Annotated in this window: 22 protein-coding genes and 1 pseudogene; 15 read left to right on the forward strand and 8 right to left on the reverse strand. The window is 32.3% G+C overall.

Annotation, left to right across the window (positions count from 1 at the left end):
- Positions 1–202 precede the first annotated feature (202 nt).
- The gene (locus ABID96_RS05845) at positions 203–775 is read left to right on the forward strand and encodes a GNAT family N-acetyltransferase (RefSeq protein WP_192601222.1); all 573 of its coding nucleotides are present in this window, start codon (positions 203–205) and stop codon (positions 773–775) included.
- 15 nt (positions 776–790) lie between these two features.
- On the opposite strand, the gene ABID96_RS05850 is transcribed toward ABID96_RS05845, so the two are convergent.
- The 3 genes from ABID96_RS05850 to ABID96_RS05860 form a co-directional block, all read right to left on the reverse strand.
- On the reverse strand, positions 791–1456 hold the full coding sequence (locus ABID96_RS05850) for a DUF2642 domain-containing protein (protein ID WP_192601223.1): 666 nt from the start codon (positions 1454–1456) through the stop codon (positions 791–793).
- Between the two features lie 35 nt (positions 1457–1491).
- Positions 1492–2850 carry an arsenic transporter gene (locus ABID96_RS05855; protein ID WP_192601224.1) on the reverse strand — a complete coding sequence of 453 codons (1359 nt, stop codon included), beginning with the start codon at positions 2848–2850 and terminating at the stop codon, positions 1492–1494.
- A 265-nt stretch (positions 2851–3115) separates the two neighbouring features.
- Entirely contained in the window at positions 3116–3448 is a 333-nt protein-coding gene (locus ABID96_RS05860; RefSeq protein WP_192601225.1) for a DUF1904 family protein, read from the reverse strand.
- A gap of 852 nt (positions 3449–4300) precedes the next feature.
- Between ABID96_RS05860 and qoxA the strand changes: the two genes are divergently transcribed.
- Genes qoxA through qoxD form a run of 4 tightly spaced genes read left to right on the forward strand, consistent with a single transcriptional unit; the run spans position 4301 to position 8025 of the window.
- The gene (gene qoxA, locus ABID96_RS05865) at positions 4301–5212 is read left to right on the forward strand and encodes a cytochrome aa3 quinol oxidase subunit II (RefSeq protein ID WP_192601226.1); all 912 of its coding nucleotides are present in this window, start codon (positions 4301–4303) and stop codon (positions 5210–5212) included.
- Positions 5212–7179 (forward strand): cytochrome aa3 quinol oxidase subunit I, encoded by a 1968-nt coding sequence (gene qoxB / locus ABID96_RS05870; RefSeq protein ID WP_192601227.1) that lies wholly within the window; start codon positions 5212–5214, stop codon positions 7177–7179. The genes qoxA and qoxB overlap by 1 nt, the downstream gene beginning before the upstream one ends.
- Positions 7157–7747, forward strand: coding sequence for a cytochrome (ubi)quinol oxidase subunit III (locus tag ABID96_RS05875; RefSeq protein WP_088000082.1), 591 nt, complete (start codon positions 7157–7159; stop codon positions 7745–7747). Before qoxB ends, ABID96_RS05875 begins: the two co-directional genes overlap by 23 nt.
- Positions 7744–8025: a cytochrome aa3 quinol oxidase subunit IV gene (qoxD, locus tag ABID96_RS05880; RefSeq protein ID WP_192601228.1), complete on the forward strand. Its 282-nt coding sequence runs from the start codon at positions 7744–7746 to the stop codon at positions 8023–8025. The genes ABID96_RS05875 and qoxD overlap by 4 nt, the downstream gene beginning before the upstream one ends.
- Before the next feature lie 42 nt (positions 8026–8067).
- Here qoxD and ABID96_RS05885 read toward each other — a convergent pair whose 3' ends face one another.
- Positions 8068–9285 (reverse strand): MFS transporter, encoded by a 1218-nt coding sequence (locus tag ABID96_RS05885; RefSeq protein ID WP_192601229.1) that lies wholly within the window; start codon positions 9283–9285, stop codon positions 8068–8070.
- Between the two features lie 142 nt (positions 9286–9427).
- On the opposite strand from ABID96_RS05885, the gene ABID96_RS05890 reads away from it, so the two are divergent.
- Both ABID96_RS05890 and ABID96_RS05895 read left to right on the forward strand, forming a co-directional pair.
- A complete protein-coding gene (locus ABID96_RS05890) occupies positions 9428–10102 on the forward strand; it encodes a DNA alkylation repair protein (RefSeq protein ID WP_192601230.1) in 675 nt (224 codons plus the stop codon).
- A gap of 268 nt (positions 10103–10370) precedes the next feature.
- Positions 10371–11585: a D-alanyl-D-alanine carboxypeptidase family protein gene (locus ABID96_RS05895; protein ID WP_192601231.1), complete on the forward strand. Its 1215-nt coding sequence runs from the start codon at positions 10371–10373 to the stop codon at positions 11583–11585.
- Positions 11586–11605: 20 nt separating this feature from the next.
- Here ABID96_RS05895 and ABID96_RS05900 read toward each other — a convergent pair whose 3' ends face one another.
- Entirely contained in the window at positions 11606–12667 is a 1062-nt protein-coding gene (locus ABID96_RS05900) for an inorganic phosphate transporter (protein ID WP_377896742.1), read from the reverse strand.
- An 11-nt stretch (positions 12668–12678) separates the two neighbouring features.
- A complete protein-coding gene (locus tag ABID96_RS05905; protein ID WP_088000088.1) occupies positions 12679–13299 on the reverse strand; it encodes a DUF47 domain-containing protein in 621 nt (206 codons plus the stop codon).
- Between the two features lie 297 nt (positions 13300–13596).
- Between ABID96_RS05905 and ABID96_RS05910 the strand changes: the two genes are divergently transcribed.
- The 5 genes from ABID96_RS05910 (at position 13597) to ABID96_RS05930 (ending at position 18782) form a co-directional block, all read left to right on the forward strand.
- Complete coding sequence (locus ABID96_RS05910; RefSeq protein WP_192602029.1) at positions 13597–14988, forward strand: aldehyde dehydrogenase; 1392 nt, start codon at positions 13597–13599, stop codon at positions 14986–14988.
- Between the two features lie 101 nt (positions 14989–15089).
- Positions 15090–16058, forward strand: a complete 969-nt coding sequence (locus ABID96_RS05915; protein ID WP_192601233.1) for an ABC transporter ATP-binding protein — start codon at positions 15090–15092, stop codon at positions 16056–16058.
- Positions 16055–16906, forward strand: a complete 852-nt coding sequence (locus ABID96_RS05920; protein WP_088000090.1) for an ABC transporter permease — start codon at positions 16055–16057, stop codon at positions 16904–16906. Before ABID96_RS05915 ends, ABID96_RS05920 begins: the two co-directional genes overlap by 4 nt.
- The gene (locus ABID96_RS05925) at positions 16907–17710 is read left to right on the forward strand and encodes an ABC transporter permease (protein WP_377896744.1); all 804 of its coding nucleotides are present in this window, start codon (positions 16907–16909) and stop codon (positions 17708–17710) included.
- Between the two features lie 22 nt (positions 17711–17732).
- Positions 17733–18782 (forward strand): polyamine ABC transporter substrate-binding protein, encoded by a 1050-nt coding sequence (locus ABID96_RS05930; protein WP_192601234.1) that lies wholly within the window; start codon positions 17733–17735, stop codon positions 18780–18782.
- A gap of 33 nt (positions 18783–18815) precedes the next feature.
- On the opposite strand, the gene ABID96_RS05935 is transcribed toward ABID96_RS05930, so the two are convergent.
- Positions 18816–19244, reverse strand: coding sequence for a MarR family winged helix-turn-helix transcriptional regulator (locus ABID96_RS05935; protein WP_192601235.1), 429 nt, complete (start codon positions 19242–19244; stop codon positions 18816–18818).
- Between the two features lie 211 nt (positions 19245–19455).
- Here ABID96_RS05935 and ABID96_RS20780 point away from each other — a divergent pair.
- Positions 19456–19645, forward strand: a pseudogene (locus ABID96_RS20780) (histidinol dehydrogenase); the annotation flags it as partial.
- A 259-nt stretch (positions 19646–19904) separates the two neighbouring features.
- On the opposite strand, the gene ABID96_RS05945 reads toward ABID96_RS20780, so the two are convergent.
- Positions 19905–20546 carry a YitT family protein gene (locus ABID96_RS05945; RefSeq protein ID WP_192601237.1) on the reverse strand — a complete coding sequence of 214 codons (642 nt, stop codon included), beginning with the start codon at positions 20544–20546 and terminating at the stop codon, positions 19905–19907.
- A gap of 589 nt (positions 20547–21135) precedes the next feature.
- Here ABID96_RS05945 and adhE point away from each other — a divergent pair.
- A complete protein-coding gene (adhE, locus tag ABID96_RS05950; RefSeq protein ID WP_192601238.1) occupies positions 21136–23739 on the forward strand; it encodes a bifunctional acetaldehyde-CoA/alcohol dehydrogenase in 2604 nt (867 codons plus the stop codon).
- A gap of 97 nt (positions 23740–23836) precedes the next feature.
- Positions 23837–24745 carry an RluA family pseudouridine synthase gene (locus tag ABID96_RS05955; protein ID WP_192601239.1) on the forward strand — a complete coding sequence of 303 codons (909 nt, stop codon included), beginning with the start codon at positions 23837–23839 and terminating at the stop codon, positions 24743–24745.
- Positions 24746–24752 lie beyond the last annotated feature (7 nt).

A 24752-nucleotide genomic window follows, 5' to 3' on the forward strand; every position in this document is an offset into this window, starting at 1 on the left:
ATCAATTACAATTTACATAATGAGAAATTTTAAAATTATAAAAAACTAATCATTTTTTAATCTATAAATAATCTTATGAAAATCGTTTAGAAAATGTGCTATAAGATTTTTTAAAACTAATGATCAGTGGCTTGTACTGGTATTAGTTTTTCTACATAAAGTTGTGTTTAAAAAGTGACTAAAAATAAAGGAGAACGAATATTTGTATAAAGATAATAATCTTATCATTCGGCCGATCATAGAAGAAGATTTAAACAGGCTTTGGGAATTAATGTATAAAGAAGAATCACCTGAATGGAAAAAGTGGGACGCTCCATATTTCGAGCATAAGGCAAAAACATATAATGAATATTATTCAAAAAGATCTGAAGAGCTGAATCAAGACGCGAAATGGGCTATTCTGATTGATGGGAATGTAATTGGTACTGTAAGTTATTATTGGGAACACAAGCCTTCAAATTGGCTCGAAATGGGAATAGGTATTTATGATTCGGATTATTGGAGTGGCGGAGTGGGAACAAGAGCACTTCGACTATGGATCAATCACTTATTTGAGACAATGCCCCTTGTTAGAGTAGGGTATACGACGTGGTCTGGTAATCATCGAATGATGAAAGTCGGAGAAAAACTAGGAATGACCTTAGAAGCAAGATTAAGAAAATGTAGGTATTACGATGGGAAATACTATGATTCTATTCGAATGGGAATATTAAGAGAAGAGTGGGAAGAATTTATTAAAAATGAATCACAAAGAAAGAGTCAACTCAAATGTTGACTCTTTTTACTTAATTTAAGGCAAGTGTACTGATTTTATATGGGAAAGTTTCAAGTGGATAATCTCACCACTAGCTACAAAAAGCGTGACGATATTATTTTCGACTTTATTTACGAGACCAATCTTCATTGGGTCACTCCCACCATCAAATACGACAAGTTTCCCTTCTTCTTTTCTAAGCTGGTTTTCAAAAGAACGATGTAATGAAGTATGTGAAGGATTAACAGGTAGACTTTCATTTGTGAGATTATATGGAATGACTCTATGATTATATGGTGTGATCCATTTTAAATGGGAGAGGGAAATATACATTGTTTTAAACACTGGTGAGTAAAAAACCAGATAATCACTCAAAACGCTGATAATGTAACCATGAAAACTAATATTTCCTGTCACGTAAATTTCAGAAAAAATACCTTTAGCATTTATTAAAATCTTTCTATAGGAGATTGATTCTAATTCCTCACCAATTGAAGGTTCAATTGGATCATCAATTTTTTCTTTTAAATTTTGACTAAGATACAACATATGAACATGCATCCAAGGGATATAGTAATATTTCATACCATTAAATATCACTAATACATCTTGACCTAAATCTGTTAAAATTCCTTCGAAAATTTGGTCTCCGGATAATTTTACTGTAACTTGTTTCCCAAGTAATGTTGCTACATCACTCACTCTAATCTCCTCCTAGAGGTAAAAACGAAATTCTTTTAATGTGCGAAGATTAATTGTACCCAATAATATAATAGAAACAGTGATACAAGTGTAGTAAGAGGGATAACAATTATCGTGACGCTTATATAATCCTTCCATTTTACTTTAATTTTATTTTGTTTTAGAATGTGCATCCAAATTAATGATGCAAGTGTACCAATTGGTAACAATAATGAGCCCATATCACTTCCGATAATATTAGCAAGATAAATCGTTTTTAAAGTAACTGGATCTAAGCCCATTTCTGTTAAGGTAATTGTGCCAATCATTAGCGCAGGGTGATTATTAAATAGATTTGATAAAAGTGAAACTAATCCTCCCATAATAAAGCTTGCTTGGAATAATCCCTGATTGACTATTGGTTCACATATGCTTACTAAAAATGAAGTTAGACCGGCATTGTGCAATCCATATATGATGACATACATGGAGAATGCAAACAGTAAAATTTGCCAAGGTGTCTTTTTTAGAATATCGATGGGGTTTGTACGTAAGTGGTACCATCTCCAAATTAATAGTATGAGTGAACCTAGTACAGCTACTAACTCTATTGGGATTGACAGAAAGGATGCGACAAATAATAAACATCTCATCAAAAACACAAAAGCTAGTACTTTTAACATGAATTTTGTACGTTTTCTTTTTGTCTCAACTGAGATTTTACCCTTTAAAGGATGAAAATTTTTGATGAAAAATGATTCTTCGATATCATCTGTAGAAGTTGGTAGGTTAGCAGGTAATTTTTGTTTTAAGACTAGATACATTATAAAAGACATAAATAGTAAGCCTAAAGTAGCAGGTACAAACATCATTGCCGTATGCATGTAAAGAGTCATGTGTACGATTTTTAGTGCGATTAAATTGACGATATTACTAACTCCGATGGGAGCACTTGAAGCTGTAGCGATTAATGCGCCACTTAGAAGATAAGGAATTTGTTGATGTGGTTTTAGTCGAAGGTTCTTTAATAAAAGAAGTAATATAGGAGTAGTTATTAAAATGCTTCCATCATTGTTGAATAGTAACGTCATTAAAAAACATAATAATTGAATATACCAATATAGTCTGTATCCTGAACCTTTTGCTAAGGTTGCCAATCTAGCAGCAGACCAATGAAAAAAACCGAAGCTTTCTAATATAACCGCCATAACAATAGTTGCAATGATGGTAATTGATGCTCCGCCAATTTTACTAATGATATCAAGTAGGTCATAACCAGTTACAATTCCTGTTGCTAAAATGATCAGCGCTCCAATTGTCGCAGGCCAAGCCTCATTAATTCCTTTTGGCCTCCAAAATATGACTGCCATCGTCATGATAAATACAAAAGCAGTCACTACAATTTCAAAATTCATTTTTATTCACCTTTCTTTACAAGGAAGTTTTGTTTTGACACCTACTTGTCCGATTAATATACTAATATTCAATTTTATCAAACTTGTACTTAGTTACTTGTCTAATTTTCTAAGATTGTATGTTTGTCCAGATAGTATAAATACCCCATAAAGATAGTTGTCTATTATGTGAAACGCCTAGAAAATGTGTATAAAAACACAAAAACCAGACTAGTCAGCTACGCTAGTCTGGTTTTTGGATATTTTATTTCAAAATAACATTTAGTTAATCAAAACATCTTTTTCCATTTACATAATAACTATCTTCTCGAAATGTAGAAAATGCAATTTCAAATTCAGGTATTTTTAAAGACTGGATATATTTTGTGATGGATGCTGAAAATAGATCTCTCGTTTCTAGGCCTCTTTCAAACCATTTTACTTCTATAAAAGGGAAGACTTCTATGACTTTACCATCGAATATTGAAGTAGAATGAAGACATTCAAGAACAAAATTATCTGTTCCACATTCACATATTTCTGCTAATTCATCTACTAATGGTTTACTTATTTGGCAAATATCTTCTACATTAAATCCTCTAAATAATAGTTGCGGCATAATCATTACTCCTTACTTACTATAATATGGAATTAATTATAACGAAAAAAAGTAATGAAAAGCTAATGCTAAAATGAAAATTATATAAAGTGCCTGTGCCGTCTCATTAATACCAATTTTCACTAGGGAGTTTGGCACATTCTTCAGTAATCAACATTGTGTAAATTCAATGATACAAATACCAATCTCTATAAAAAAGTAGGTTATTAAAAGAAAAAAATATAATTGCTATTGATAATCATTTTCAATTGTGTTATTCTAATCTCATATAGAAGTTTTAAGTATAAGCCATTGTTTTTAAATGTTCTTGGATTGGTCCTAATTTTGGATTCAACCCTAGAGCCCCCAAACCCTATAGAAGAGGAAAATGTGCTAGGACATCTATTTTCCTCTTCACCCTAATTGCCTGTACAAAAACGCAGATTATCTGCGTTTTTTTTTTGTGTTTGTAGAATTTATAAAGAGATTTTGAAGAAGATATCATCCTTTAAATTATCTAAATATTATACTAATTTATTGTTTTTAAAATTTTAAACTTTAGAATAAAAATTTAATGTGAATCTAATATTTGTCTAAAATGTGAACGTTGTGAAAAAGGTAACATAAGGGTTGAACACTTGCTATATATAGGATTAAGAAGGTTTTTGATAAATGGAATTATGTCTAAAATGTGAACACTAATTTTTAAAGTTCAAATTGCTAATTAATTGTTTGTTTTTTTATTTAAAGTATTTTACTATAACTGTGGATATTGTTTGTCATTACAGTGACAATTTATAAACATACTTAATTTGCATTCTATTTTAGAATCGTTTTTGAACTTTTACTTAATTTAGAGGAAGGAAGAATGAAATGAAAAAATTTCTAATGAGCATCATGGTTATGATGATTGCGGTCATTATGGGTGCTTGTGAAAAAATAGCCGTTCTTGATCCAAAAGGACCTGTTGCAAAAACACAAGCAGATACAATTATTTTTTCGATGTTGATGATGTTAGGGGTATTATTAGTCGTTTATATTCTATTTATTGTCATTATTAATAAATATCGTGCTAGTAAACTACCAGAAGATTATGAGCCTCCTCATGAAGAAGGAAGTAAGTGGCTTGAAATTATTTGGACAGTTATACCGGTTGTGATCGTAACTATTTTATCAGTCGTAACGGTAAAAACGACAACAGCTGTTGAAACTGTACCAAAAGGACATGAAAATGATAAAACGCTTGTCATTTATGCTAGTTCATCAAACTGGAAATGGCACTTCTCATATCCAGAACAAGGGATTGAAACAGTTAACTATGTGAATATTCCTACAAACAGACATGTAGAATTCCGTTTATATTCTTTCGGACCAATCACTAGTTTCTGGGTTCCACAATTAGGTGGTCAAAAATATGCAATGAGTGATATGGTTACAAAATTGAATTTTGTTGCTTCAAGTGAAGGTTCATTCATAGGGAAAAATAGTAATTTCAATGGTGAGGGCTTTGCTGGTATGGAATTTGAAGTATTAGCAATGAACGATAATGAATTTAATAGCTGGGTTACTGATGTAAAAGAAACAGCACCTGCTCTAACAGAAAAAGAGTTTGATAAATTACTAGAAATAGAACATTTAGGTAGAAAAACCTATACTTCTACTCATTTAGAATTTAGACCAGCTCCAGAAGGTGAAAATGCTGGCCATCATCATGGTTCATCAGATAGTGAAAGTGGTACACATGACCACCACGAGATGGATATGGACATGGAGGGGGATAAATAATGGGTTTCAAATGGGATCACTTTTTTGTAACAGGTGAACCAATGATTTATGGAGCAATGGTAAGTATTGTTTTAGTATCACTTGCTATTGTAATTGGTTTAACCAAATTTAAAAAATGGGGTTATTTATGGACTGAATGGTTAACAACAGTTGACCATAAGCGAATTGGTGTTATGTATATATTATGTGCACTATTAATGCTGTTCCGTGGAGGGGTTGATGCATTATTAATGCGAGCTCAACTTGCGGGTCCAGATTTAAAAATTTTAGATGCTCAACATTATAATGAGATTTTTACAACACATGGTCTTATTATGATTCTCTTTATGGCAATGCCGTTCATTATCGGTTTAATGAACATCGTTATTCCTCTTCAAATTGGGGCAAGAGACGTAGCATTTCCATATTTAAATGCAGTTAGCTTCTGGTTATTCTTTGCTGGAGCAATGTTATTAAATGTAAGTTTCATCATCGGTGGTTCACCTGATGCAGGTTGGACAGCATATTTCCCACTAGCCGGTAAAGAATTTAGCCCGGGTGTAGGGAATAACTATTATGCAATTGCACTACAAATAGCTGGTTTAGGTACATTAATGACCGGTATTAACTTTATTGTAACAATCTTAAAAATGCGTGCACCTGGTATGACATTAATGAAAATGCCGATGTTTACTTGGAGTATCTTAATTACAAACGTTATTATTTTATTTGCATTCCCAGTATTAACAGTAGCTCTTGCTTTAATGATGTTTGATCGTATGTTTGGAGCTCAGTTCTTTACAATGGCAAATGGTGGAATGGATATGCTTTGGGCAAACTTGTTCTGGATTTGGGGACATCCTGAAGTTTATATCGTAATTCTTCCTGCATTCGGTATTTATAGTGAGATTATTTCAACCTTCTCTAGAAAAAATTTATATGGTTACAAGAGTATGGTTGTTAGTATGATCGCAATCTCAGCATTAAGCTTCGTTGTTTGGGTTCACCATTTCTATTCAATGGGTCAAGGCGCAATGGTAAATGGTTTCTTTAGTATTACAACAATGGCAATTAGTATACCTACGGGTGTGAAAATATTTAACTGGTTGTTCACAATGAGAAAAGGTAAAATCGAGTTTACTGTTCCTATGCTATACGCATTAGCTTTTATTCCAATCTTTACGATTGGTGGGGTAACAGGCGTAATGCTTGCGATGGCAAGTGCGGATTATCAATATCATAATACGATGTTCTTAGTAGCGCATTTCCATTATGTATTAATCCCAGGTACTGTATTTGCGGTTATCGCTGGATTCTACTATTGGTTCCCAAAAGTATTTGGATTTAAATTAGATGAAAAAATCGGTAAGATTACCTTCTGGTTTATTACAATTAGCTTTAACGTTACCTTCTTCCCATTATTCATATTAGGATTAAAGGGTATGACTCGTCGTACATTTACTTATAGTGCAGAGTCAGGTTTTGGTCCGTTAAATCTTGTTGCAACAATCGGTTCAATTGGATTAGCAATCGGATTTATCTTACTTGTTTACAATATTTATTACAGTGTACGTTATGCACCAAGAGAAACAAACGGAGACCCTTGGAATGCTAGAACATTAGAGTGGTCTACAAGTAGTCCAATTGCTCCTTATAATTTTGCTGTAATTCCAACAATCGATTCATTGGATCCATTCTGGAAGAGCAAAAAAGAAGGCACATCCTTACTAAAAGGTGAGATTAAAGATATTCATATGCCAAGCAATAGTGGGATACCGTTTATTTTAGGTGCTGCGTTTATGGCATTTGGTTTCTTCTTAATATTTGAATGGTGGGTACCAACAATTATCTTCTCAATTCCAATATTGATTTGCTTAATTGCTCGTTCATTCCAACGAGATCATGGATTCCACATTCATAAAGAAGAAGTTATAGAAACAGAGAAAAAATTACGAGGTGATCAATATGAAGAGCAAGCCTCTGTATAGTTTAGGTGAAGAAAGTTCTAATCGAATTTTAGGATTTTGGTTATTTCTTGGAGCAGAAATTGCTTTATTCGGTACATTATTTGCTGTTTATTTAACATTAGCAAACAATACTGGTTCTGCACCGACACAAAAAGAATTATTTGAAATGAATGGTGTGATGATCGAAACGTTCGCACTATTAACGAGTAGTTTTACAATTGGTTTAGTTGTTAATGCAATAAAACTAAACCATAAAAAAGCATTTATGAGCTTTTTGATCATTACTTTGGCATTAGGTGCTATCTTCCTTGGTGTTGAGATAACAGAATTTTTCACTTATGTACACGAAGGAGCAACTCTTCAAAGCAGTGGTGCACTATCTAGTCTATTTGTTCTCTTAGGAACTCACGGTGCGCACGTTACGTTCGGTATGTTCTGGGGTATTGCCATTTTAATTCAGACATATCGTGAAGGAATTACAGAAACTACAGCAAATAAAACATTTATTTACTCGTTATACTGGCATTTCTTAGACGTAGTTTGGATCTTTATCTTTAGCTTTGTTTATGTGAAAGGACTGATTGGATGAGTGCACTATTTCCAAAGCAACAAGTGGTTGGCTTCATCCAATCACTTGTGCTAACGATCATTGCATTAAGTGTATATTTTTTAGACATTCCATATCGTATTTCATTGATCATTTTAATCGTAACTGCTTTATTACAAGGTGGGTTACAATTGATTGTTTTCATGCATATGGGTGAGAATGAAGATAAGTCTGTATTATATCTTAATTTAGGTTATGCATTATTTGTAGCCGTAACAATCGTATTTGGAACGCTCTGGACATTGCTTTGGGGTTGGTAAATAAAGAAAAGCTCTTCTATCTAGAAGAGCTTTTTTTGCATATTAATTTGATAATTTTTTCTCTCTATCATTTGGAAGCATATAAGCAACTAAACCTAATAAAGGTAAATAACTACATAAATTCATTACAAATGTTAAGCTTGTTGCATCTGCTATAACACCTAGTAGAACAGCTCCTAATGCGCCCATTCCAAATGCTAAGCCCACGATTAATCCACTAACTAATCCTACCTTACCAGGTACAAGTTCTTGAGCATATACTACGATGACACTGAAAGAACTTGAACTGATGATACCGATTAAAAATAAGATTGGAATGACTGCAATTAACGAAACATGAGGCAGTAATAATGCTAATGGGAAGGTCCCAACCAATGAAAATAATATCATATTTCGTTTTCCAAATCGATCTGCTAAAGTTCCACCGATAAACGTACCAATTACACCAGAAATCATGAAAATAAATAAATATAATTGCGTACTTTTAATTGATAATCCATAGCTATTAATTAAGTAAAATTGATAATAATTACCGATTCCAGCAGAATACCAAGAACGAGCAAATGTAATGAAAATTAAAAGGATAATTGCAAATTTTACAGCTTTGGTAATAGATTTACCTTCAGTTTTCATTTGAGCTTTATTTTTTTGCGGAATAAAGTTTTCATTTAGCTTATTTCGATACCATATTGATACATATATTAATACGCAAATGCCGATTCCAGCTAAAATGGTAAACCATGCTGCTCCTTTTTGACCAAGTGGTACAAATATAAGAGCTGTAAAAATAGGAGCAAGAGAATTACCTGTATTACCACCTACTTGATAGATGGCTTGAGATAAACCTCTCTTTGAACCAGAAGCTAAATAAGCAACTTTAGAACCTTCTGGATGGAAGATAGCAGAACCAAGTCCAATTAATAAAACCGATAGTAATACGACGATTAAATTCGGTGCGAAAGCTAAACAAAGCATACCAAGTAAGCTTGAAGCCATACCAATCGGAAGTAAAAATGGTGAAGGTTTACGATCAGAAAAAATCCCAAATACAGGTTGCATCACAGAAGAAGTCATATTGAGAACGAAGGCAATGAAACCAATTTCTGTGTAGGTTAGATTCATTGTCTTTTCTAAAATCGGAAAAATCGCTGGGACTACAGCTTGCATTGAATCATTTAATAAATGACCTAAACTAATAGCAAGTAAAATTTGATACATTGTACTTTGACTAACAACATTTGATTTAACTGCTGGTTGCATTAAAACCCTCCTTTCGTCTGAAATAATCATAAACTAATCTTCAAAAAATTTACATAATTTTGCCTGCGAAAACTTCCATTCAATTTATTGCAGCATTATAATAGAGAGAATGAAAGCGTAGACAAACGCTATGGAGAGTAAAATGGAAAAATACACAAGTGATTTAAAAAAATATATAATTGAACACAAAAATGATTTGAATCGACCAGCGATGGAAGCTTATATGAAACATAAATTTCTATTTTTAGGTATTAAAGCGCCTGAGAGAGTACAATTAACTAAGCAATTTATAAAATTGAACGGTGCTCCATCTGACCTAAAAATAATTCGAGAGATTTGGGATTTAGACGGCAGAGAATTTCAATATATAGCTTTAGCCTTACTCGATCGCCAATATAAAAAAGCTGAAAAAGAGCGAATACAATTTTATGAAAGTTTAGTTGTAGATAAATCATGGTGGGATACTGTTGATATCTTAGCTGGAAGGTTAATTTGTTTTCATTTTCTTACATATCCTGAGTTGATAGAAGAATATGCAGAAAAATGGATACAATCAGAAAATATTTGGCTAAATAGAGCAGCAATCCTTTTTCAAATGAAATTTAAAGATAAGACTGATCAAGAAAGACTATTTAGATACTGTCAATTAATGTCTAATTCAAATGAGTTTTTCATTCAAAAAGCAATTGGATGGGCTTTAAGGGAGTATTCCTACATAAATGGGTATGCGGTTGAAAACTTTATTCAAAACACAAATCTAGCAACATTAAGTAAAAGAGAAGGTATGAAGAATATTGATAAATTAAGGAAACAATAATCTGTCGATTTTCCGGGAAATATCTTAATAAGGTAAATACATTTATTCATTCTAAAAGTAGTCGCTTTTTGGATTAGAAGATGTGAATACAGAAGTTGAGTACAACAGAAGGTGAGATACTTCTATGGGAGATGTAAAATACACTTCTCTAACAGGGTATTTACTTAAATAATGTTACTAAAGTCAGGTTGAGTCAAGTGTATGAAAAAGTTATAATAAATTCATTCTTGATAATGAATACAAATTAAAGGGAATATAGGGAGAAAAGATGAGATTTAGATTATTAAAAGTCATAAAGTGCTGTCTCTGTATTTTGTTACTATGTTGTTTTTTCATTCAAAAAAATGCTCAAGCTGAAGAAATTAATCTATTTAGTGATAAGGCTATTACAATCCTTGCTGATAGTGGTGAAGTAGTTTATGAAAAGAACGCTAGTGTAACTGATTTTCCGGCGAGCACAACAAAGGTAATGACTGCAATCATTATGATGGATCATATAAAGGAAAATGAAGCAATAACGATGTCAGCAAGAAGTTTACAGGAAGAGAAAAGTAATTCACAAATTCTTTTTTCTGAGGGAGAAAAACTGGATCGTAATACTGCATTAAAGACAATGATGATTTTAAGTGCAAATGATTTAGCATACGCGATTGGGGAAACAGTTGCGGGTGATATGAATTCTTTTGTTAAAATGATGAATGAGAGAGCTAAGAAAATCGGTGCTAACAATACTCATTTTACAAATCCAAACGGTTTGCATAATGATAATCATTACACTACTGCATATGATTTAGCTTTAATCGCGAAAGAAGCTTTGAAATATCCACTAATCATTAAAGCTATGGGTACGAAAGAAGCTCATATTACTACTTCCAAACAAATGAATAAGTATATATTCAATAGAGGTAATATGTTTACAAATCCTTATTTCTTAGCAGGGAAAACGGGGTATACAAATACATCTAGGAATACCTTAATCGAAATTGATCAAAAAGATGGTCAAAAAATCATTAATATATTATTACGTTCATCGAAGCCACAGTATTTAAATGATATTAAATTATTAGATGCATATGCTTTTCCAAGAATTTATAAAAAGGTCATTGTAAAAGAAGAGGATTGGAAAAAAGAAATAAAAGTTAAAGACGAAGTTATTCAAACAAAAATTAGTGCGGATTTATCGTTCCTGACCGCAAAAAATCCAAATACGAAATACGAAGTTAGTGTAAAAGAAGAAAATGCGTTAGCCACTTTTTATAAAAAGAATGGTCTTCATAAAAATCAAAAAATTGGAAAAGTTGAAGTTTTATCAGATGGGGAACTAGTAACAACGGCAGATTTGTTAACAGCCAAATCATACGACCGTCCAACAGTGTTCACCATAAATACATTAGTAATTGCGGGGATTATAATCGTCTTTTTTACAATCGTATTGTTTACAAGACCAAGAAGAAAAAGAGTATATATAAAAAGTCGAACGTAATGAAACGTTCGACTTTTTTATTAAAAGAATATGTTAAGAATTTGATAAAAAATGGCTGCTACAGTTGCTGAAATTGGAATCGTAATAACCCAAGTAATCACCATTCGTTTTGCTGTGCCCCAGTTAACATCTTTTACACGTTGAGCTGATCCAACACCCATAATAGATGAAGAAATAACGTGTGTCGTACTTACTGGTAAATGTAATGCAGTAAATGTGAAAATAATTGCTGCAGAAGATAAATCAGCTGCTGCCCCATTGATTGGGCGAATTTTCATAATTTTACCGCCAACAGTTTTAATGATTTTCCAACCACCTATTGAAGTACCTAAAGCCATTGCTGTAGCACAGGCGATACGTACCCAAAGAGGAACATCTGAACCTGGTGCAACTTCATTCGATGCAATCAGGGCAATCATGATAATTCCCATTGCTTTTTGTGCATCATTCGTTCCATGAGTGAACGATTGTAATGCAGCAGTGAAAATTTGAACAATCCTAAAACCTTTATTCGTTTTAGAAAGGTTTGAACGCTTGAAGATCATAGCTAGTATTGTCATGACAATAAAACCAACAGTTATTGCAATAACTGTTGGTTTTATTGTCATGACAATAAAACCAACAGTTATTGCAATAACTGGTGAAATTAATAAAGCCTGAATAATTTTAATGAAACCTTCCGCTTCTAATGCTCCAAAACCTTTTGCTGAAATAGCAGCACCTGCTACTGCACCAATAATAGCATGTGAAGAACTACTTGGAATTCCGTAATACCAAGTTAATAAGTTCCAAAAGATTCCGCCAAGTAAAGCAGCAATTACGACTACTAGTCCATTTGTACCTTCAATTGTTACAGGATCTACAATACCATTCGTAATCGTTTTAGCAACACCTGTGAAAATAATAGCACCAAGGAAGTTCATACCAGCTGCCATAAGAATAGCTGTTCTAGGCTTTAGAGCTTTTGTAGATACTGAAGTCGCAATTGCATTTGCATTTGCTGTATCATGAAACCCATTGATAAAATCAAAAGCTAAAGCAAAGATAACAACTAATACCGTAAGTAAAAATAAGTGTTCCATTTAACTACTCCTTACGCATTACGCATGATAATTTGTTCAAGAGTGTTGGCTACATCTTGTGCACTATCAGCAATAGATTCTAACATTTCGTAAATTTCTTTGTATTGAATAATTTTAATTGGATCTTTTTCATTCATAAATAATTGTTTAATTGAAGTACGTAATAACTCATCACATTGTGATTCGTAATCCTTAATTTTAATCGCATGAACACGGATCTCTAATAATTTTTTATTAGAAAGTAATTTTACGGATTCTAAAATTTCTTCAACAGCTTTATGTAAAATATTAACGAATTTTACCATATACTCGTCTGCACCTGTAATTGAATACATTTCAAAGCGAGCAGAACAATGTTCAAAGCCATCTAATACATCATCCATCATCATTGCTAATTGAAGAATATCTTCACGCTCAATTGGAGTAATGAAAGTTTTATTTAATTCAACAATTAGTGAATGGATGAATTTATCACCTTTTGTTTCGTATTCTTTCATTTCTTGTGAAAATTTCTTTAAGTCACTTGCATTCTTGATTTTAAAGTCAACGTAATATTTTGAAGATATGTGCAAGTTATCAGCAATACCTAAAAGCTTCTCAAAGAATACATCCTTTTTTTGTCCAAAAAACATTATGATTCCTCCAAATAAAACATATAGTTTATTAATTACCTTCACAATACTCATTAATAGTATGTCTAAATTAGCAATGAAAAATGTCGAATAAAGTAAAGGCTACGTTAATAATAATAATTGGTTTTAAAAATTAATCAATTAAAAAGATATATTATATTTACAAATTTACAATATCTTTACAATTCCTTAACATAATTAATAATTAAGATTTACTATTATTTACTTTATTTAAGTAATTTATTAGCATAAAATTAATTAAAAATGTACGTTTAGACTAAGGGGAGTGACGATTTGATTGATTCGGTAGTTGATGTAGAGGGGAACGTAAATAAAATAGTAAAGAAACAAAGAGCTTACTTTCATGCAGGATCTACAAAAAGTAGGGAAATTCGAATTTCGCAACTAAAGAAACTTTACAATTCAATTGTAAAGAATGAAGAGAAAATAAAAAATGCACTACATTTAGATTTAAATAAATCCGAATTTGAAGCTTATTCTACTGAAATTGGTTTTACTTTAAAAGAAATATCAGAGGCGATTAAAAATCTTGAAAATTGGATGAAACCAATTAGAGTAAAAACTCCAATTACCCATGTCGGCACAAAAGGTAGGATTTATCGAGAACCATATGGTGTTACATTAATTATTTCCCCTTGGAACTACCCTTTTCAATTAACAATGACGCCATTAGTAGGTGCAATTATTGGTGGAAACACAGCCATTATTAAACCATCAGAACTAACACCAAACACATCAAACATCATAGACCAAATGATACGTGAACTTTTTAATGAGGAATATGTCGCCGTTGTTCAAGGTGGTGTAGAAACGAGTACAGAATTACTTAAACAGAAATTTGATTTCATCTTCTTTACTGGTAGTGTACAGGTTGGGAAAATAGTGATGGAGGCTGCTTCAAAGCATTTAACTCCTTTAGTTCTTGAATTAGGTGGAAAAAGTCCTACAATTGTTCATCATGATGCCAATCTTAGTGTTACAGCTAAAAGAATTATTTGGGGTAAATTTACAAACGCTGGTCAGACATGTATTGCACCAGATTATATATATGTACATGAAAAGGTAAAGAACCAACTAATACAAGCCATGAAACAAGAAATTGTTCAATTTTATGGAAATCAACCTCTTGAAAATGAAGATTATACAAAAATTGTAAGCGAAAGACATTTTAATCGTTTAATAAATTTTTTAAAAGATGGAAAAGTAGAACATGGTGGTCAATCAGATTCAGCTTCACATAAAATTGAACCGACGATTCTTTCAGATATTTCATGGGAAGCATCAATAATGGACGAAGAAATATTTGGACCAATCCTACCGATATTAACCTACCAAGAATTGGATGATGTCATAACTGAAATTAATCAACATCCAAAGCCTTTGGCGCTTTATGTATTTACAGAGGATAAATCAATATCAAATCAAATCATCGAACGAGTACCTTTTGGCGGTGGGTGTATCAATGATACTTTATATCATATGGCTACTCCGTATTTACCGTTTGGTGGCGTTGGAGAAAGTGGTAGTGGGAGCTATCACGGTGAGTACAGTTTTAAAGCTTTTACACATGAAAAAAGTGTGCTAGTACAAACCACGAAAATTGACCTAAAGATTCGATATCATACTACAAAAAACGCTTTACGGTTTATTCGTAAATTGTTAAAATAAAAACTAAATACAACTTCGTTTTTTAGCTCCTTGCAATAAGGGGCTTTTTATATGTCGAAAAAATTTACTTACTAAAACGACTTGTTAGATTGGACGGGAAAATGAATAATATAATCGAAATTGATGAAGTAGTTAAAGAATTTAATGATAATAAAGTCATATTACCTCTATCGTTATCTATTTATTCGGGTGAATTTTTAACGATTCTAGGCCCAAGTGGTTGTGGAAAAACAACGCTTCTACGGATGATAGCTGGTTTTGAAGAACCGTCTTCAGGTGTTATTAAGCTTAATGGGGGAGTCGTTAATAATTTACCTCCATATAAAAGGGACATAAATTTAGTATTTCAGCACTATGCGCTGTTTCCGCACATGAATGTTGAAAAAAATATTCAATTTGGTTTGAAAATGAAGGGGATTTCATTAGCAGAACAAAAAACTCGAGCTGAAGAAGCGATGAAATTAACACAATTGACCGAGTTTAGAAGTCGTAAACCGCATCAACTTTCAGGTGGCCAACAGCAAAGGGTTGCGATTGCCCGTGCCATCGTAAACAATCCAAAAGTGTTGTTACTAGATGAACCACTTGGAGCTTTAGATTTTAAATTAAGAAAAGATTTACAAAGAGAGCTTAAAAATCTTCAAAGAGAGTTAGGGATTACATTTATTTATGTAACTCATGATCAAGAAGAAGCTATGAGTATGAGTGATCGAATTGTTGTCATGAATAACGGAAAAATTGAGCAAATTGGTACGCCAAAAGAAATTTATCAAAATCCGGCAAGTAAATTTGTAGCATCCTTTATTGGTGAAAATAACTATTTTCATAAAGATGAACAGTTAATTGCAGTTAGACCAGAAAATATTAAAATCTCACAGTCACCTGTTGGGAAACATAAAGGAATCATCAAAGATATTGAGTATGTTGGTACACTTAACAAGATTTATATTGAATTAAAAGGTGAAGAGAATACAGTGATTGTTTATCAAATGCCTGATCAGACGAATCTATCTCGATATGAAGAAGTTTACATTCATTGGAAATTGGAAGATGAGGTGATCATGTATTGAAGTTTGGAAAATACATCATTACACCTTCAATTATTTGGCTAATTGTCTTTTTTCTAATTCCATTATTGTTCATTTTTAAATTTGCTTTTATGAAAAATGGAATGTATGGACAAATTGAAAACGTCATTACATTTGAAAATATAACTAAAGTTTTTGACCCATTGTATTTAAAAGTATTATGGACAACTTTTTGGATTGCAGTCGTAACGACGATCATCACTTTATTGATTGCGTACCCTTATGCATATACAGCTACAGTTGTCAGTGAAAAATGGCAAAGGATGCTATTACTACTAATAACAATTCCTTTTTGGATTAATTTTTTAGTACGATCTTATGCACTTATTGTGATTTTTCGTTCTAAAGGTATTATTAATACACTACTATTAAAACTAGGGATTATTAATGAACCTTTACAATTACTTTATAATATGCCATCAGTCATAATGGGAATGGTCTATACATTATTACCATTTATGGTTTTACCAATATTTGTGGCAATCGAACAGTTAGACCACCGCAAGTTAGACGCAGCAAATGATCTTGGAGCGACGCCATTTCAAACATTTTTCCATGTAACCTTGCCATTAACAATGAAAGGTATATTTGCAGGTAGTATTTTAGTATTTGTCGCTTCATTTGGAATGTTTGTCGTATCTGATGTAATGGGTGGATCAAAGGTTGCTTTAATCGGAAATGTCATCCAAAATCAGTTTTTAGGAGCAAGAAACTGGCCATTTGGATCAGCGCTTTCAATTTTCTTAGTGATATCTTCAATTGGATTAATTGGCCTTTACTATTTAGCGACTAAAAATATTGGTGCTGAAAAAAGTGGAGGTGAAAAATAGGTGAAAAAGAAATTACTAATAGGATTTTCTACAATTGTTTTAACTTGCTTATATTTACCTATTTTGGTCTTAATTCTTTTTTCATTTAATAAATCAAGAATAAATGCCGAGTGGTCTGGTTTTACTTTCCAATGGTATTTAAATTTATTCGATAACCCTCAAATTGTTGATGCGTTTATCAATAGTTTACTTATAGCGATTATTACAACGATTTTATCGACAATACTAGGTACGATATGTGCGTTAGCATTACATAAATATAAGTATAAATTTTCAAAGTTAATTAGTGGTCTAATTTATTTACCAATTGTTGTACCTGATATTTTAATGGGAATTGCATTATTAATTTTGTTTACTAATTTTCATTTTGAATTAGGAAGTATGACAATCATTATTGCACATGTAACGTTTTGTATATCCTATGTTGTAATACTGCTAACGGCTAGACTATCAGGTATGTCAAAGGATTTAGAAGATGCAGCAAGTGACTTAGGAGCGACCCCGTGGCAGACATTTAGATATATTACTTTACCAGCTATAATGCCCGGCATTATTGCATCGGCTCTTCTAAGCTTCACATTAAGTATTGATGATTTTGTGATTAGCTTTTTTGTATCTGGTCCAAGTTCAACTACATTACCAATTTATATTTATGGAATGGTTAAAAAAGGTGTCACACCTGAAATTAATGCGATTTCTACTATACTTATCGTAACAATTATTGGTTTAATGGTTCTATCTGAGGTATATCGTACTAAAGGGATAAACACAGAGAATACGAAGAAAAAGTCTTATATAGTTTAAAATGAATAAGGAGATTATCTAAGTGAATAAATTTAAAAAAGCGGCTAGTTTACTTTTTTCGTTTGGATTAACAGGTTTATTATTGTCAGCTTGTTCAGTTGGAAAAGAAGAACTGAATATATACAGTTGGGCAGATAATTTTGATCAAGAAGTATTAGAGTCATTTGAAAAAAAATATGATGTCAAAATTAATTATCAACAATTTGCGAGTAATGAAGAATTGTATGCAAAATTAAAGGCGGGTGGGTCTAATTATGATGTGATTCAGCCTTCAGATTATATGGTAAAACTAATGATTCAACAAGATATGTTGGTGAAATTAGATAAGGATAAAATGCCAAATCTAAGTAATATTGCTCCAGAATTTACGAACCAAGAATTTGATCCAAAAGGTGATTATTCTGTTGTTTATACTGGTGGATTAACAGGAATTGCGTATAATCCTAAATATGTAAAAGAGGAAATAGATAGCTGGGAAGATCTATGGGACCCGAAGTACAAGGGACATGTTACTTTATTAAATGATAACCGTGAAGTATTTGGAATGGGTTTAATAAAAAATGGATATTCCAACAGTTCATTAAATGAAGATGAACTATTAACTGCTTTTAATGATTTAAAAACAGTAACACCAAATCTTTTAGCATTTGATACAGATACAGTAAAACAAAAGTTTATCACGGAAGATGCTTGGATTGGTCAAGTGTGGTCTGGGGATGCAGCATATATTCAAAAGGAGCTTTCAAACATTAAATGGGTCGTGCCAAAAGAAGGGTCATCAAGATGGGCTGATACATTTGCGATTCCAAAAGGTTCAAAGCAAAAGGAATTAGCAGAAAAATTTATCAATTATATGTATGACCCTAAAGTTAGTGCGAAAAATTATGAGTCAATCGGATACTCTGATCCAAATATGAAAGCTGAGCAATTTCATTCTGAAGAATACAAAAAGAATCCTTTCATTAATGTAACAGCAGAAGAAACGAATCGTACAAATTGGATTAAAGATGTAGGAGATCTGACTGAGCTTTATGATAAATATTGGACGGAATTAAAAACTGGTCAAAATTAATAAGAAGGCTATCTCATTAGAGATAGCCTTTCTTTAATTAGAAAAAATTTTGTTCAATAAAAAGCGGAACTGCTCTCTTTCAGATTGATCAAGGTTTTCAATTAGAGAAACCCATAAAACTTGTCTTGTTGCAGAAAGTTCTTCAACTATTTGGATTCCCTTTTCTGTTAATTCAAGCCAAGTTACTCTTCGATCTCTAAAATCTCTTTTTCTTTTTACTAACTCATTGCTAACCATTTTATTTATTGCTGTTGTAATCGCTCCAGAGGATAAGCCAATTTGCTTACCAAGTTCCGTTGATGTCATTTGTTTATTTTTATATAAAAGATGTAACAATAAATATTTTGGTGAAGTTAATGAATTGGTAGATTCTTCTTCACTAGCTTTTTGCCAAGTTTTTCGAACTTGTATTAAAAGCTTCGTTAAGTCATCAACTAAAAGCTTGTCATGTTCATTTAACATATTGTACTCCAATTCTTGTATCTTCTTTTCACTTACTCATGAATAAACTTTTCTCATAGAGTTTTACGAATAGGTTACCAATTTATAGGTGATTTTGCAAGAAACTAGTCTGGTTAATACGATTTTATAAAATTTGTCAAGTTTTGGTTGTATATTAACTATGGTAATTTGTAAATAGTATGATAAAAGACATTGGTAGGGGTGAAGTACAGTGTTTAAGTATTTTAAGTTTAAAATAAATGATACTGTTCAATTTGCGAAGAACGATGGTCATTTCTACCGAGTAATCGGATATCGAATAGAAAAGAGTATTTATTTAAATGATGAATACAATAGCATTATATATGAACTTTTACGAGAGTTTGATGGCCTTCAGGTTGATGCTGAAGAAGATGAATTAATAAGTGTTTCAAATTTTGATGAATTTTACGGATCAATGTTTGAGAAATTAGGGACTTTTACAATTAAATTTGCAAAGAAACAAGAAGAAATCAGTAAAGAAAAAGAAGTATTGGCTAATTCGGTCGACGAACTATTGGATAAATATAATGATTATCGTAGACTCGCAATGCTTTTTAAGGATTGTTTGTACGATTTAGCTGCTGAAAATGTATTAAATGAATTAGAGGATTATGCTGATACAAAAAAAGATTACACGCATTAAGCGTGTAATCTTTTTCCATTTGTAGTTTTAATGGATACGGACTTTGTAAAATATTTACTTTCGTATACGAGTTCAGTTACTTTTGCACATATACCAACTGATAAAATTGTATAACCTACTTCATTCCAAGATAGGTAACTTAATGAAAAAAGAAGGATACAAGCATCAAAAATAAAGTATACTTTCCCAATAGAAATATTTGATTTCTTACTCATTAAAATCGTTATTAAATCATCTCCACCAGTCGCTCCACCGAACTTAAGAATTAAGCCAAGTCCAAAACCAGCAAAAACTCCCCCTAAAATTGCAGGAATAAAAAGATGATTTTCAAAATGTAAGGTGACCGTAGATGTTTTTTCTATGATTGAATAAAAAATTGAAAAAGAAACTGCACCAATAAAGGTATTAATCAGTAATCTTTTACCGAGAAAAAAACCAGCCATTAAAATAATGGGAATATCTAAAATTAATGTTGTTATTGATGGTGAAATATTAAAAGAATTTTTTACTAATAGCGCAATTCCTAGAAAACCACCTTCAGATAAATTGTTTTGAAAATGAAAATGGTATAAAGAAGTTGCTAAAATAAATGAACCAATCAAAATCATTAAGGTCTCACCCAAACGATTGTTTATCATTGTTATTTCCTCTTTTCGTAGTTAGTAGTTTAAAAAGTTCATTACTTAAACTAACTACGTACAAATAGCTTTTCGTAGTTAGTTTAAAAACTCCCTAACTACTACGCTATATGTCATTGAAGAAATAACATAATCGCCTGTCAACCATAGTTTCGCCTACCTTCAGTTTTATTTTAGAGTTCTATTCGTTCTCTAAATAAAAACTGCTAAGTGTAGGATAGATCTTTACGTTGCCAAATGCTCCTTCGAGCAATCATGGTTACACGTCCTTTTTTCCAGTTTTGTTAGAAAAAATCTAACAGATAAAACAAGTTCATATGAACTTATTCTTAATCTTATCATATGTTGTAAAGTTTGAAAAAAAGAAAAGATTTAACAAAAACTTAAAATTACAAAAAATAATGCAAACTACATTCGTGAAATTATTCACAAAATATACATAGCTTTTTCTTAATATGAGCGTTATATTGTATGTGTGGAGGTTGAACTAATACATACATGTGAAACTTTTCACATATTTTAGATTGATAGTGGGACGTAATTTGTTTTATATGGACTAAAACAGTCCACATTTGAAGGAGGACTACTGATGACCGTTCAAGAGAAAGAAAGAAAAGACTTGGTTAACGCTTCAACTATTGTAAACGAATTAGTTATAAAAGGACAAATAGCATTAAAAGAATTTGAAAACTATGAGCAAGATGAGATTAATAAAATTGTTCATTCAATGGTACTCGCAGGATTAGACCAGCACATGAGATTAGCCAAAATGGCGCTAGATGAAACTGGGAGAGGGGTATATGAAGATAAAATTATTAAAAACTTATTTGCAACCGAATATATATGGAATTCAATTAAAAATAATAAAACGGTAGGCATTATTAATGAAGATAAACAAACAGGGATTATAGAAATAGCTGAACCAGTAGGGGTAATTGCTGGTGTAACTCCTACAACGAATCCAACCTCTACAACACTGTTTAAAGCCATTATTGCGATAAAAACTAGAAATCCAATTATTTTTGCTTTTCACCCTTCAGCTCAAAAATGTAGTCGAGAAGCAGCTAGAATCGTTCATGAAGCAGCAGTAAAAGCAGGTGCACCTAAAAATTGTATTCAATGGATTGAAGAGCCATCAATAGAAGCTACTAAAAGCTTGATGAATCATGAAGGGGTAGCACTTGTTTTAGCAACAGGTGGAGCTGGTATGGTAAAGTCAGCTTACAGTACCGGGAAGCCGGCTTTAGGAGTTGGCCCTGGTAACGTACCATGTTATATCGAAAAATCAGCAAATAAAAAGTGCGCAGTCAATGATTTAATCCTTTCAAAAACGTTCGATAATGGTATGATTTGTGCTTCTGAGCAGGCAGTCATCATAGATGAGGACATTTATGATGAAGTAAAACATGAACTGAAGGAAAACAAATGCTATTATGTATCAAAAGAAGAGAAGAAAAAATTAGAAAGTCTTGTAATTAACGAACAAACATGTGCTGTTAATAGTGATATTGTAGGGAAATCTGCTTTTGAAATTGCAAAACTTGCAGGAATAGATGTTCCAGTGGATACAAAAATCTTGATAGCTGAATGTTTTTCCGTTGGTGAAAAAGAACCACTAACAAGGGAAAAGTTAAGTCCTGTATTAGCTGCTATTAAAGTGAAAGGATATGAAGAAGGATTTAAACGTTGTGAAGAAATGTTAGAGTTAGGTGGGTTAGGACACTCAGCAGTAATTCATAGCGAAAATGAAGAAATTCAAAGAAACTTTGGACTTAAAATGAAAGCTTGTAGAATTATTATTAATTCACCATCGTCACATGGGGGAATTGGAGATTTGTATAATGCATTTATTCCTTCACTTACGCTCGGGTGTGGTTCTCACGGTAAGAACTCAGTTTCATCAAATGTATCAACAGTACATTTATTAAATATTAAAAAGTTAGGCAGACGAAATACAAATATGCAATGGTTTAAACTGCCACCTAAAATTTACTTTGAAAAGTATTCAACAGGGTATTTAGAAAAAATGCCAAATATTTCAAAAGCCTTTATTGTGACAGATGAAGCGATGGTCAAACTAGGTTATGTCGACATCATTAAATATTATTTGGAAAAACGGGAAAATAATGTTCAGATTGAAATATTTTCTGATGTCGAGCCTGACCCTTCAGATCATACTGTTTTTAAAGGTGCAGAAAGAATGCAATTATTTCAACCAGATACAATTATCGCATTCGGTGGTGGTTCTGCAATGGATGCTGCAAAAGGTATGTGGATGTTTTATGAATATCCGTCGACTTCATTTGATGGCCCAAAACAAAAGTTTCTAGATATTCGTAAACGTTCATATCAATATCCTAAGTTAGGTCGTAAGGCGAGCTTTGTCGCAATTCCAACGACTTCTGGGACAGGTTCAGAAGTCACTCCATTTGCAGTCATTACAGATAATGAAAAGAATATAAAGTATCCATTAGCGGACTACGAATTAACGCCAGATGTAGCAATCATTGATCCTCAATTTGTATCAACTGTTCCAAAAAGTATTACTGCAGATACGGGAATGGATGTTTTAACTCATGCGATAGAAGCATATGTAAGTGTTTTAGCAAATGATTATACAGATGGATTAGCCCTTCAGGCGATTAGATTAGTATTTAACTATTTACCACGAGCTTACCATGATGGCTCAGATTTTGAAGCGAGAGAGAAGATGCATAACGCTTCTGCTATTGCGGGAATGGCGTTTGCAAATGCATTCTTAGGAATCAATCATAGTTTAGCACATAAAATTGGAGCAGAATTCCATATACCACATGGGCGAGCAAATGCTATTTTAATGCCACATGTCATTCGTTATAACGCAAAAAAACCTACTAAATTTACAGCATTTCCAAAATATAAGTATTTTGTAGCTGACAAACGATATGCTGAAATCGCCAGAACCTTAGGCCTACCGTCTTCAACAACTGAAGAAGGAGTTGAAAGCTTGATTGAAGCTGTTTGCAGTTTGGCAAAAGAACTAAACATTAATATGAGTATACAGGCACAAGGTGTGAGTGAAAATGAATTCACAGAAAAAGTATCATATTTAGCTGACCGGGCTTTTGAAGATCAATGTACAACAGCTAATCCAAAACTTCCGTTAGTAAAAGAGCTTGAAGAAGTGTATTTGAACGCTTTTATAGGCATTTAACTAAAGGTTAAAAGGAGCTTGCAAATTATGTAGGCTCCTTTTTTGTGGACTATACATTTGATATAATATCTATATCGAAAGTATGGGTGAGTAAAAAATGAATGGAAATAAATATGGTTCATGGTGTGAAACGATCATATCCGAAAAAAATGAGAATCAAACAATCGAACACTATTTAAAAAACTTCTGGCATTTTCCTAAGAAATTATTACATGAATTACGAATGGAGAAAGGCGTAAAACTAAATGGTGAACTAAAGGCTTGGAATACAGCGCTTTCTACGAATGATCGATTAGAAATCAATATCTTTAAAGAAGAAGATTACGGGGTAATACCTCAAAATCAATCGATAGAAATCTGCTATGAAGATGATCATTTATTAATAGTAAATAAACCTTTTGGTGTGGATACACATCCAAATGAGGCTGGACAATTACATACATTAGCAAATGGTGTGGCATATCATTTTGAACAATCTGGTTTAAAAACAAAGGTTCGCCATATCCATCGTCTTGATAAAGATACAACTGGTGGAGTCGTATTTGCAAAGCATGCATTAAGTAGTGCAGTTCTTGATGGGCTATTAAGCCAAAGAAAGATAAAACGGACATATACAGCAATTGTAAGTGGGAATGTAAAAGTAAAAGAAGGTACAATTAATGAACCAATTGGTCGAGATCGTCATCATCCTACAAGGAGAAGGGTTTCATTAAAGGGAGATAAAGCAATTACTCATTTTAAAAAAATCAACTATAATTTAAAGCAAAATATAACAATTTTACAGTGTCAGCTAGATACTGGTAGAACACATCAAATCCGTGTTCACTTAAGTCACTTAGGACATCCAATTATAGGAGATACATTGTATGGAAGTAAATCTAGATTGTTACAACGTCAAGCTTTACATGCAAGTAATGTTCAATTAATTCATCCATTTACAAATGAACCTCTCTCAATTGACATTCCTTTTCCAGCAGACATGAGACAGATACTAAATGAGAAGTGAGATGAGT

The sequence above is a fragment of the Gottfriedia sp. OAE603 genome (assembly GCF_040543965.1).
Taxonomy (GTDB): domain Bacteria; phylum Bacillota; class Bacilli; order Bacillales; family Bacillaceae_G; genus Gottfriedia; species Gottfriedia solisilvae.